Annotated in this window: 10 protein-coding genes; 3 read left to right on the plus strand and 7 right to left on the minus strand. The window is 34.6% G+C overall.

Going from position 1 to position 12,005, the window contains the following annotated elements; genetic code table 11:
• Nucleotides 1-104: 104 nt before the first annotated feature.
• From D6T69_RS08920 to D6T69_RS08935, 4 genes are all read right to left on the minus strand, one after another.
• On the minus strand, nt 105-695 hold the full coding sequence (locus D6T69_RS08920; protein WP_125067411.1) for a DUF6624 domain-containing protein: 591 nt from the start codon (nt 693-695) through the stop codon (nt 105-107).
• Nucleotides 696-1,211: 516 nt separating this feature from the next.
• The gene (locus D6T69_RS08925) at nt 1,212-1,835 is read right to left on the minus strand and encodes an FMN-dependent NADH-azoreductase (RefSeq protein WP_125067412.1); all 624 of its coding nucleotides are present in this window, start codon (nt 1,833-1,835) and stop codon (nt 1,212-1,214) included.
• A 66-nt stretch (nt 1,836-1,901) separates the two neighbouring features.
• Nucleotides 1,902-2,483, minus strand: coding sequence for a Crp/Fnr family transcriptional regulator (locus tag D6T69_RS08930; RefSeq protein WP_125067413.1), 582 nt, complete (start codon nt 2,481-2,483; stop codon nt 1,902-1,904).
• 145 nt (nt 2,484-2,628) lie between these two features.
• Complete coding sequence (locus D6T69_RS08935) at nt 2,629-3,102, minus strand: nucleoside deaminase (protein ID WP_073184040.1); 474 nt, start codon at nt 3,100-3,102, stop codon at nt 2,629-2,631.
• A gap of 219 nt (nt 3,103-3,321) precedes the next feature.
• On the opposite strand from D6T69_RS08935, the gene D6T69_RS08940 reads away from it, so the two are divergent.
• The gene (locus D6T69_RS08940; RefSeq protein ID WP_125067414.1) at nt 3,322-4,827 is read left to right on the plus strand and encodes a hypothetical protein; all 1,506 of its coding nucleotides are present in this window, start codon (nt 3,322-3,324) and stop codon (nt 4,825-4,827) included.
• A 239-nt stretch (nt 4,828-5,066) separates the two neighbouring features.
• Here the strand turns inward: D6T69_RS08940 and D6T69_RS08945 are convergent, their stop codons facing one another.
• A complete protein-coding gene (locus D6T69_RS08945; RefSeq protein ID WP_206197801.1) occupies nt 5,067-6,203 on the minus strand; it encodes an NAD(P)/FAD-dependent oxidoreductase in 1,137 nt (378 codons plus the stop codon).
• 8 nt (nt 6,204-6,211) lie between these two features.
• Nucleotides 6,212-9,400 (minus strand): LodA/GoxA family CTQ-dependent oxidase, encoded by a 3,189-nt coding sequence (locus D6T69_RS08950; protein WP_164506711.1) that lies wholly within the window; start codon nt 9,398-9,400, stop codon nt 6,212-6,214.
• A gap of 418 nt (nt 9,401-9,818) precedes the next feature.
• Here D6T69_RS08950 and D6T69_RS08955 point away from each other — a divergent pair, with 418 nt between their 5' ends.
• Nucleotides 9,819-10,067: a hypothetical protein gene (locus D6T69_RS08955; RefSeq protein ID WP_125067416.1), complete on the plus strand. Its 249-nt coding sequence runs from the start codon at nt 9,819-9,821 to the stop codon at nt 10,065-10,067.
• A 76-nt stretch (nt 10,068-10,143) separates the two neighbouring features.
• On the opposite strand, the gene fumC is transcribed toward D6T69_RS08955, so the two are convergent.
• Nucleotides 10,144-11,544, minus strand: coding sequence for a class II fumarate hydratase (gene fumC / locus D6T69_RS08960; RefSeq protein WP_125067417.1), 1,401 nt, complete (start codon nt 11,542-11,544; stop codon nt 10,144-10,146).
• Between the two features lie 145 nt (nt 11,545-11,689).
• Between fumC and D6T69_RS15990 the strand changes: the two genes are divergently transcribed.
• On the plus strand, nt 11,690-11,866 hold the full coding sequence (locus D6T69_RS15990; protein ID WP_164505156.1) for a hypothetical protein: 177 nt from the start codon (nt 11,690-11,692) through the stop codon (nt 11,864-11,866).
• Nucleotides 11,867-12,005 lie beyond the last annotated feature (139 nt).

Here is a 12,005-nt window from a genome sequence, read left to right on the forward strand (position 1 = left end):
CCTTACTATTATTTCAATTTATCTTACAAGCTTTTTGAAGTAAATAGTATAAGAATTAGATTAGAGTAAAGAATTATTTATGGTCATTGTTGTGTGTTGTATTTTTAATTCGGGTTAAACTGAATGTCGAAAAGCTTTAAATAATCCTCTATTGTCCCCATTCCCATTTTTTTTCTTCTTTCATTTACAGTTTCAGGATTTTCTAATTTATACAATTTACCGTTTTTTATTTGCGAACCATATATTTGAGGTTTACCCTCATCCATTAAGATCCTATCTTTCATCAATGCATATTGCTGTTTAGATAAGTCTCCATTTTCTACCGCTTTCCCTATTTGCGGAAAATACTTTTTTCTAATTTTTTTATTACTATGTTGCAGCCCCAACCAGATTGCATTCATATGTTTTTGAGTAACCTCATTTAATGTTGGCATACCACACTTTTCAATAATGCTAATCACTAATTCTTGATTCCTATGATCCTCTTTAGCGTATTTGATGAGTTCATTTGATTTTCTAATCCTTTGGTCACTTTCATAAACTTCACTCAGGATTTGATGTTTATTACTACAATCAACTTCGATAATGTCTACTGACCCTACATAGACAAATTTATCTTTATTCATATAAAGGAATAGAGATATTATTAAAATAAAAGCGGTAAATATGCTTAGGAATAATTTTTTCTTTTTCATTTCTCTTTTTGGTTTATATTATACATAACTTATTCATATCTGTAATAAAAACACTAACACAGCCTTAAATAGTAGAATAATTAGAAGGTATAGCAATTTTTACTCATCCAAATATAAAAAAAGGAAGATAAAAAAGTGTAACTTTTTTATCGGGTCGACACACGAAGCCTAATCGGGTCGACACACGAAGCCTAATCGGGTCGACACACGAAGCCTAATCGGGTCGACACACGAAGCCTAATCGGGTCGACACACGAAGCCTAATCGGGTCGACACACGAAGCCTAATCGGGTCGACACACGAAGCCTAATCGGGTCAACACTCCTTGCCTAAGGAGAGTGACACTCCCTCGGTAAGGGGAGTGTCATTTATTGCCTAAGGGGAGTAACTTCAAACAACAAAAAAGATAAAAAAATAGGTACGTGTGTAGAAAAATGTTTGTTAGGTGCTGTAGGATATAAAGAGATTATAAAAAAATGCTGTTTAGATAAATGTAAACAGCATTTTAATAGTGGGTTAAATAGCTTCAATTTCTTGATATATCTTCTTTTTAGAGTTTTCAAAAATAGCCCCTCCAAACTCTTCATTATCTAAAGAAATTATAGTAACATCTTTAATACCCATAATTCCAAAAACAAATTTTAAATAGGTTGTTTGGAAGTTCATATGTTCGTTTTTTTCATTTTCACCATAGCCAGTATCGCCTCGGCTTGATAGGATAAACATTTTTTTGTTTTTCAGTAAGCCAACATAATCACCATCGGGTGTACCTGAGCGGAATTTCCATGTCTCATTAATTCTCATAAGTTGATCTATGTAAGCTTTTAATCCGCTAGGTATAGACCAATTGTACATAGGTGTTCCAAGAACATATACATCGTGCTCTTTAAACTCTTTAATTAGGTCATTGCTCAAAGCGACTCCTGATTGATTTTCTGCTGTTCTTTCTTCAGGCTTAATAAAGGCACTAGCAATCCATTTTTCGTTAATGTGAGGAATTTCTTTTAATCCAACTTCCCGGTACGAAAACGTATCGTCAGGGTGCTTTTGTTGCCAATTATCTACAAAAAGTTGTGTTAGTTTTCTGCTGTGCGATTTTTGGTTTCTTACACTAGCATTAATAATAAGTACTTTGTTCATATCTTAATATAGTTTACATGATATGGCAAAGTTCGTTGTATAAAAAGTAAAAAAAATTGACCTAGTTTAAGATGGCTTATGTTTTTTACGAACTCTACTTAAAAACTCAGGAGTTACACCTAAGTACGAAGCAATTAAGTATTGAGGAACTTTGTCTGCTATTTTTGGGTAGTCTTTTATAAAATCAAGATACCGTTGTTCTGCATCATAGACATTGTTGTGAATTATTCTTTTTTGCAAGCTACCAAGATAGTTTTCGAGTATAATTCTAAAAAAACGCTCCAATTTAGGTACTTGCTTTAGCATTTCCTGAAAAGAATCATAACGTATTTGTAACAAGTTGGTTTTTTCTATTGCTTGAATATTGTAAATAGAAGGTTGTTGTTTTTGAAAGCTATCAATATCAGTTGCCCACCAGTTTTCTATAGCAAAGTATAAAACTTCTTCTGTTCCAGTAGCAGCGTTTATATAAAAGGCTTTAAGGGTTCCATTAATTACAAAATTATCGGTTCTACACACATCACCATTTCTTAGAAGATATGCTCCTTTTTGAAGAGTTTTTTCAGTCCAAAAACTTTTAATGATGCTTTCTTCTTCTGAAGTTAACTTAATGTATTTTGAAATTGATGTAATTAACGGTTCTATCATAATACAATAAATAAAGTTAGTAGGGGGGGAAGATAAGAACTAGGCTAGAAGTTAGATTTTGAATAAAAAGAAACGCCATTCCAACTAAAGAGAAGAATTCTCATTATTATTCAGAATGACGGTGTTTTAGTAAATCATTAGTATTTTAATATTCTATTTTATCTTCTTTCTCAGACCATTTCTGAAAAGGTTCTAAGGCAATATCACGTCCTATTTGCTCAAACGGAATACTTCTCTTTTCGTATGGTAACGGAATTTCTTTGTATATAAATTCATCATCAAAACCAATATTAGCAGCGTCTTGCTGATTACTTCCGTAAAAAACTTTATCAGGACGTGCCCAGTAAATAGCTCCTAAACACATAGGGCAAGGTTCACAAGAAGTATAAACAATACAACCATCTAACTGAAAAGAACCTATATTTTTACAAGCATCACGAATAGCAGTTACTTCTGCGTGAGCTGTTGGGTCGTTGGTAGAGGTAACTTTGTTGTTTCCGCGCCCAATAACTTTACCATCTTTTACTACAATACAACCAAAAGGACCTCCTTCGTTGTTCTGCATTCCTTTTAAAGCTGCTTTTACAGCTTCACTCATATATTCTTCGTGTGTATTCATTATTTATAATTTTTATCAAAAAAGGGGAAACAAAATTAAGTCTTTTCTTTGGTTCAATTTAGTAAATAAAATACTTTTTAGGGGTTGTTTATAAGGGTAATATACACTTGGTATCAAAAAATAGCTTTTTATAACTGTAATTTATGGGTTTATGACATCTTTTTAAACAGGCTAGTAAAATATTTGCTAATTTGTAACTATTATAAAAACTAATCAATCATGAAATTAACAACCAAACTTATTTTAAATGCAATGCTTGTAATGGGTGTTGTGTTTTTTAATTCTTGTAAAAAGAAGAAAAAAGAAAATGATGCTGTAGAGCCATTAGAAGAAGTAGCTTACAACAAAACAGCCACCGAAAGTTTATGTGAAAGTGATTGGTTCCCTCACACACAAACCCCAGCCCCTGCAGAAGGAAAAGGAAGTCCGTTTGATGTATCGAGCACAACCAATGCAATTTTTCACCAATGGTCTTGGCAAAAGTTTTTATGGCTTACAAAACCAGAACATCAAATAGAAAAACTAGTAGTAAAACAGGATGGGAAAGAGGTTCCTTTGTATGTGGGAGAAATATTACCATTGTTTTTAAATCCAAAGAAAATGCATCAAGTAACGGCTCATATGCAAGATGTAAAACAAAAAGAAGGAGCTGCTTTAGTATTAATAGATACTGCTCAGGCAGGATCGGGTGGAACGTTAAAAACAAATCCTGCGTATAACGAAGATGGAGTTTCAGAAACCGTGTTTTACTCAATTCACGTAAGCCCTACTATGAAGGAGTCATCAAGAAAGTATAGAGATTCTATAGTTAATGAAACTTTAAGTGGAAATAACCAAGCATCTTTTCCAGTAGGTTCTTTAGAGTTAAAAGTATCATGGACACCAGTAACTGCAATTGCTGAAGAAGAGATAGGTAATTATTATACTACAGTAGCGGCTTTAAGTAGAGATGGAGAAACATATACGAATACTGAGGTAGCTTTATTAGGAATGCATGTTGTAGGTATTGTAGAAAATCATCCCGAATTTATTTGGGCTACGTTTGAACACGACGATTTAGCACCAAACTATAACTGGAAAGAAAACAAAGCATCTTCATCTACCAATAAATTATTATTTGCTGAAGGGACTACTACAGGAATTGACGGTATTGTGTGGAGTAATGGTAGTGCAAAATTACCTTATAAGGCGTACGATTTATTTAAGTACGGAGTTCCAAGAGATAGCGTAGGAAACTTTATGAAGACAAGTCAAGAAGAACCTATAAATTTTGATAATATAGAAAACCTTAATACTTGTGTAAAAGAAAACTTAACCGATGTATGGAAAAACTATTTTTATAATGGTTCTCTTTGGATTGATACTGATGGAATGACTCCTGAAGAACAAACCGCTAAAATAAATAGTTTGGGAGGAAATATAGGAAATGCGACACCAGATAGTACTTCAGTAGCAAGAGGATCTGTAAACTGTGCAAATGTTACCATGGAAACATACACGCAAACTTTTAAAAGTAGTTTAAAAGATATTGAAGCAGATAATTTAGCAAACTGTTTTAGTTGTCATAATGCTGTAAACTTTTCAACTAATAATAAATCACCATTGTATATAAGTCACGTGTTTAACGCTTACTTATTAAGAGGACAAGGAAAAACATTTAATGAAGTTGAAGCTATTAAAGCAAAGCAAGAAGTAGAAGACTTTATGAAAAACAGCTTAAAGTAAAGTTTTTAAGATTGACTTTACAAAAAAGCCTCTCCAGTTTGTTTTATTACTGGGGAGGTTTTATTTTGTTAGTTGTTAGTTGTTGGCATGTTTTACCTGAAAGAACAGTCATTCCGAACGGTAGTGAGGAATCTCACTCAAAGGAGTTACTCTTATTCTTTTATTGTAAGTCTTTATTTTTGTTTCTTTTTATCGCCATTAAGAGGAGGATATGACGAAGTAATCTGTCCATAAAATTATCAGTTAATACTACGTCTTTTCCAAAAAGTAGCCTCTTTCCATCTAGTCTCAGTACTATAGAAAAAGTTTTTATGCTTTAGATAATGATTCCAAACTTGTTGTAGTTGATTTTCATACAATCTATTGAATTGTTGCTCCTTAGTGGAGTCCAAACCCTTAATAAAATCATAGTTAATAAGTAGTTTTTGAAGCTGCATTGCATTTGCCATAGCGTTGAACATCCCCTGAGAAGAAAGCGGATCAAAACTCATAGCTGCATCACCCAAAGCAACCCATTGTTTACCTGTTACTTGTTCTAAACGAGTAGAGTTAGCACTTATCGTACCATGAAAGTTAACAGTAGTTTCATTACCTTCAATTAAAGGTTGAAAGAGTTTGTGTTCTTTGGCAAAGGGTAAAAACGAATTTACATGCTTAAAGGTGTTTCTATCCACTAAATCAGCATCCGTTTGAAAAGCGATGACCCTTTTATTATCGGGAAGTACAGCACTATACCACCAACCTAATTCATCAGCAACAATGGTGCTCATAGTATTTTCTTGAGTATTAGGTAAGCTCATCCAACAAGAAATCAATTTATCGTACTGTGTACGCTTAATGCCTAAGCTTTTAGTGAAATGTGATTGTCTACCAGTGGCGTCGATTACGAATTTTGCCTGAATAGTATGTGTGATTCTATTTTTTAAATCATCAGACTTTGTGGTTATTTTCCAGTAATTATTTTCATAAGAGCTATTAGAAAGTCGTGTTCCCCAAATACAATTAACACCTCTTTCAGTAGCGATCTTTCTTAGGTAAACTTCAAAGTTCTTTCTATCCAAACTTCTAGAGAATCCATCGGGGTTCCTCATGTGATCAACAATTTGAAGTTGATTACTTCCCCAATAGGATTGCATTCCTAAATTATTACGAAATATGGTTTGTTTTACAGCATCCGATTCGTTTTCTAATAAATATAACTCTTTTAAAATTCGTTGTGCAGCAGGTGCTAGTGATTCTCCAATTCTATCAACAGGTTCCACTAGTTTATCTAGCAATGTAACATTATAATGATTAACTAAAGAAATGGCGGCAATGCAACCTGCAATGCCACCACCTATAATTAGTATGTCAGTAGTACTATTATATTCTTTCAATTCGTATATTATTTAGGAATATATCTTGAAAAACGTGTCATCTTCTCAGGAATACCAACCTCAACTCTTTTAGGAGCTGCTTCTTGATGTGAATCAGACTGTTTCATATGATGTAACTTAGAAGCAATTAAATGTATGGTTTTAATAACATTTGGTGTTGCTTTAAAGTCTTTTTCTAGTTCATCTTCCGTTAAGCTTAATAAACTACGTTGTGCATCTTCCAATACAAATTGCTCGTTTAATAAATTATCGTGTGATAGTTTATCTACGGCTGCATCTATTGTATTTTGAAGTCCTTTCTTTAACGCATGTTTAGCGGTTAAAACACCTTGTAATTCTTGTATGGTAGCTTTTAATAATGTTGCCTCTTGTTCTGGAGTAGGAGTAATACCCACCTGCATTTCTTCAGGGAAATTTGGATCATGCTGAACTCCTGGGCGCTTTTGAACCACCGCTAACTTATCAAAATACTTAATCATGCTATTAATTTGATTCGTATAGGTTGGTGCTTGACCATCTAAGGGAAGATTATCTAGCCAATCGGAACGGAAATTAAAGGCTTGAATACGGGTTTCCTCTGATAAATTAGTATTCATCGTTTCTTTATAACGCTTTTCGTTTAAGATGTTATTCGGCACTCTCGCAGGCCAAAACGTTGGTAAATATGGATCGTATTCACTAGTGTATCCATCTCTACAACTAGCGGTATCTGTTTGCCAAGGAATCGCCATCCAACGAGTAATTCCCCCAGCTACTTGTCCGCCTAAAATAGGTCCTTTTGCCAATGGTAATATATCGTTATTCATCATTGGACCATAATACGTAGTATTAACAGGCGGTGTTTTAGGTGCATGTTTAATTCTAAAAGGAGCCATGTACATTCCAGATGAACGCATAGGCCACGTCATTTCACAACCAGGGTGAAAAGCATCAGCTAAACAAAACTCCATAGCTGCTTTAGTTAACATATCTGGTTGTTCTGAAACAGGAAGTTCGTCTATCGTTGGTGGTTTAGGTACGTGCGGACATCCAGTCATGTCTACATAATCAGCATCAAAATCACCTTCAACCCACTGGTCTAAAAACTCTAATTGTAAGTCTGATAAGGTAGCATGTTGACGTACAGAGCCTGTGGAAGGAATGCTGATTGCATCACCATATAGCCAAGGCCATAGTTGAGGTGCTTCTGCTCCAGATACATCAAAACGACGGAAGTTGTTAGAAATCGTTCTTCGCATTTCCATATAAGCAGGTGATGGATTTCCTAATCGTTTAATCCATTCTTTTGTGGTGTAATCAAACTGACCTCCAAAACCAAAAGCTCCGGCAAAACCAGCATTTACCCACTGTAAATCAGTCATACGCTGGAAGATTGGTAAAATATCCTTGGTAAACGATGGTCTTACAGGACGCACCAACATTTTAGATTTCACAGCAACGTCGCGCATTAAATCCCACATCGTACGTACCGATTTTTGCATCGGTGCATAATCTGGTGGAGCACAAATAACCCAGGCTGGGTCTACTTTTAATTTTGTTCCTTCGTATTCTACTTCCGCAGTAACAGGTCCGTCCGAAATATCATCGTGCCAACCTTCGTTATTGGCAAATGTAATGGCTATATCACCATTGATGTTTTCCGATTTTCCGTGTCCTCCTAACATGATTAGGCGTCCTTTTTCATCCGTACGCATTTCACCTAAGTATACTTTTTTTGAAAGAAACTCTCCTTCAAAGAAAGGGCCTTCGGTAACATTGGTTCCGGTAATAGATTTTGCACCTCCATCAATTAATAAAGAGTTACGGTCTTTTACATCAATATTACGTAACATAGAAGGAGGCATATCTGCTGCTTCGGGAATATCTAAGGCAATGTTAAATTGATACCAAGACGATTTTTGATTAGCTAAATGGCTATGCCACGTAATTTTGGCATTTTCAGCAGTTAATTCCTTTACCGCTTTTCCAGCAGCATTGAATCCGTAGATTCTAAATTGTGCTGCTTGTCTTTTTAAGGCTCCTGTTTTATCTCGATACGCATACGGATCGGTTTGTGGTTCAGGATTATCAACCAACGGACCGATAAAGTATTCGTTTTCACTATTTCCTACACGCATTACGCCAATAGGAGGGTAGATACCTGCTTTTACGATACAGTCACTATTTTCATCGGTGTTACCTTCAAATTGAGGATTGATTTCTTTAGGTTCTTGTAGTTGTTGTCCGTTGGCTTGATGACGTGCTTCGGCACTTGCCGCATATACTACTTTTCTTGCTTGCGCAATAGAACCTAAAGGCTCATGTTGAGGTAAGGTTCTCCAAATATTAAAGGCTAAGTTGCTTCCAAACTCCGCTTGACCAATACTAGCCACATCTTGTTGAGGTAAATGTAATTTAGCAATACATATATACGGACTTTCTTCTGTGCTCCAAACTACCTGTGCATCATCTAAAGGCATGGTAGCATCGTTGGTACGCAATTGTATTTCGAAACGGAAGGTAGCTTCTTTGGTTAACAACCGTTGTTGTAAATCGATACCTAAATAATTATTATCGTTAAAAGGAGTTCCTTTGTAAGTGTCTTCAGGTACTAAACGATATTTTACAATTTGAGAATCACCTAATTTAAAAGGTAGAATTGCCCAGTAACTAGCGCTTAATACACTAGCTTCTTCTTTGGTCATTGCTTTTAAAATACTAGCTAATTCAGGGTGTTTTGCTATGTATGAGTCGTAATCACGGTCAATAACACCAGCTGTGGTAAAGCTACACATTTGTTGTGCATCACGTGCAAAAAAACGGTCGATGTTTTGAAAGATAAAATCGGCATTGGTACCATCTCCTAATAGCTTAGGACCTTCTACACCAAAGAGTTTTAAACCGACTCCTAAAGTAGAATGTAAATCAGGAGAAGTGGGTCCCGTATCACTTGAAAAACGAACAGCACATTCGTAAGCGTCACCGGCAAAAATTCCGATTTTGAATTTTTCTTCGATGTCTTTGTTTACTACAAAACGACCGTAAGCGATACCGTGTTGTTTTCTAAATACAGCTCTCTCTGCAGGTTGTTGTCCGTTTTCAATACGGGTTTTTTGTCCCATTTCTACAAACATTTCTTTTAAACGTTGTGTAACTTGGGTAATGTCTCCATCGCAGTTCCAGCATGATGAAGATTGATTTTGTGAGGGGTTTGTCATTTTTTGGTTAGTTTTAGTTTGACATTATATACCTTTAAAAATAAGGAATATAAGTTAGAATTGGTTTTAAGAAATTCTTAAGCGTTAGGTTTTTGAGTATTAGTTGTTGATATTTAGATTTGAGAGGACACTTATAAAACTCACCAATGTTAGTAACAATAGTAGTTGAGGGCTTTTTTAAACAATTAAGAAGAGAAGTTTTTATAGAATTAACGTATATGTTTTTGTAGCGTAGTTTGTTATTTGTACCTTCAAACTTTGAAAAAGCAAAAGTAATCCTTACTACATTCCTTTTATTTTTTTAATAGAGCTAAGAGTACACAACGTATAGGCGTAGAAGTGTATTATCGTGGTTTATGTGTTCGGAAACACAAAGTAATTGTAAAAAAGTAACTACTAAAAATCTAAATAAATAATTATGATAAAGACAGAAAAGAATAGGAAAGGGGTAATAGGTATTACCCGACAAGCAAGTTTAATAGATAAGAATATTGGTTCATATAAAGAGCATTTTATAAACGAACATTTTGGATACACCGTAAAATTATCTAACGGAGCAATTCGTATACCAAGAAAAACCGCTGAGGATTATGAGGTTCAAAAAGGAATTGTTACTCCTGAAAGAATAAAAGAAATAGCTAAAACCTATACATATCAAGAGATATAATTTATTTTAAAAGTTCGTTAAATAAAAAACCACAACATTTTGTTGTGGTTTTTTTATCTCTATAAGTGAGTTTATATTATTTTAAACTTCCAGTCATGTCTTCTGGTTTTACCCATTCGTCATATTGCTCTGGAGTTACATAGCCTAAACGTACCGCTTCTTCTTTTAAAGTAGTTCCGTTAGCATGTGCAGTGTTTGCAATCTCAGCAGCTTTGTAATATCCAATTTTAGTATTTAATGCTGTAACTAACATTAGTGAGTTGTTTAGTAACTCAGTAATTCTTGTTTGGTTAGGCTCAATACCAGCAGCACAGTTTACATCAAACGATACACAAGCGTCTCCAATTAATTGAGCCGATTGTAATACATTCGCTGCCATCATAGGTTTAAAAACGTTTAATTCGTAGTGACCTTGTGTACCACCTACAGTTACCGCAACATCATTACCCATAACTTGTGCACAAACCATAGTCATAGCTTCTGCTTGTGTAGGGTTTACTTTTCCTGGCATAATAGAAGAACCTGGTTCGTTTGCAGGAATAATGATTTCTCCAATTCCTGAACGTGGTCCTGATGCCATTAAACGAATATCGTTAGCAATTTTATTTAACGAAACGGCTAATTGTTTTAAGGCTCCATGTGTCTCAACTAAAGCATCGTGTGCAGCTAAAGCTTCAAATTTATTTTCAGCAGTTACAAAAGGTAATTCTGTAAATTCAGCAATATATTTAGCAACTAATACATCGTAACCAGCTGGTGTATTTAATCCTGTTCCAACAGCAGTTCCTCCTAAAGCCAATTGAGCTAAGTGTGCTAAAGTATTTTTTAACGCTTTTAATCCGAAGTTTAATTGTGCTACATATCCAGAAAACTCTTGTCCTAAGGTTAGGGGAGTAGCATCCATTAAGTGCGTACGACCAATTTTAACTACATCTTTAAAAGCTTCAGCTTTTGCTTGTAAGGTATCACGTAATTGCTCTACACCAGGAATAGTTACTTCTACAATTTTCTTGTAGGCTGCAATATGCATTCCTGTAGGGAACGTATCGTTAGATGATTGTGATTTATTTACATCATCATTTGGTTGAATAGTTTTTTCACCTTCACCAATTACATTTCCTGCTATTTCGTGTGCACGGTTCGCAATTACTTCATTTACATTCATATTAGACTGCGTACCAGAACCTGTTTGCCAGATTACTAACGGGAATTGGTCGTCGTGCTTTCCAGCTAAAATTTCATCACATACTTGTGCGATTAAATCACGTTTTTCAGTAGCTAATACACCTAATTCTGCATTAGTGTAAGCTGCTGCTTTTTTTAAGTATGCAAACCCGTATACTACTTCTAATGGCATAGAGGCAGCAGGACCAATTTTAAAGTTATTACGAGAACGCTCGGTTTGTGCTCCCCAATATTTATCAGCTGGAACTTCTACTTGTCCCATTGTATCTTTCTCAATTCTATATTTTGTCATTTGGAATGATTTAAAATGCTTAAAATTAATGATGTCCAAAATTACAAATTCTAATAGTTTTTAATAGTGATTTTTATTAGATTTTATTGGAGGAAAAGAAAAATAGTTATAATTTTGTGGCATAACAATTATTAATAAGAAACAAATGTTAGATTTTTCAGAATTCTCAGGATTGGTATTATTCATGTTTATTTTTACAGCTGGATTTTGGCTGTTAATTTTCTTATTAACATTTGTAGTTCCTTACTGGATTGGTGGAACTATCTGGGAAAACATGAAGTTAAAGAGAGAAGCTAAGAAAGCTGCTGAGGAAGGTAAGTAAGCTTTTTATTAAAATATATTTTAAAAACCACGCTAATTGCGTGGTTTTTTTATGATTTAGTTTTAGTGTTTAGGGAGACTTTAATCTGATTTAATCCTTAGAGTAAATAAAAAAGAGAGCTATTATAGCTCTCTTTTTT

The sequence above is a fragment of the Tenacibaculum singaporense genome (assembly GCF_003867015.1).
GTDB lineage: Bacteria > Bacteroidota > Bacteroidia > Flavobacteriales > Flavobacteriaceae > Polaribacter > Polaribacter singaporensis.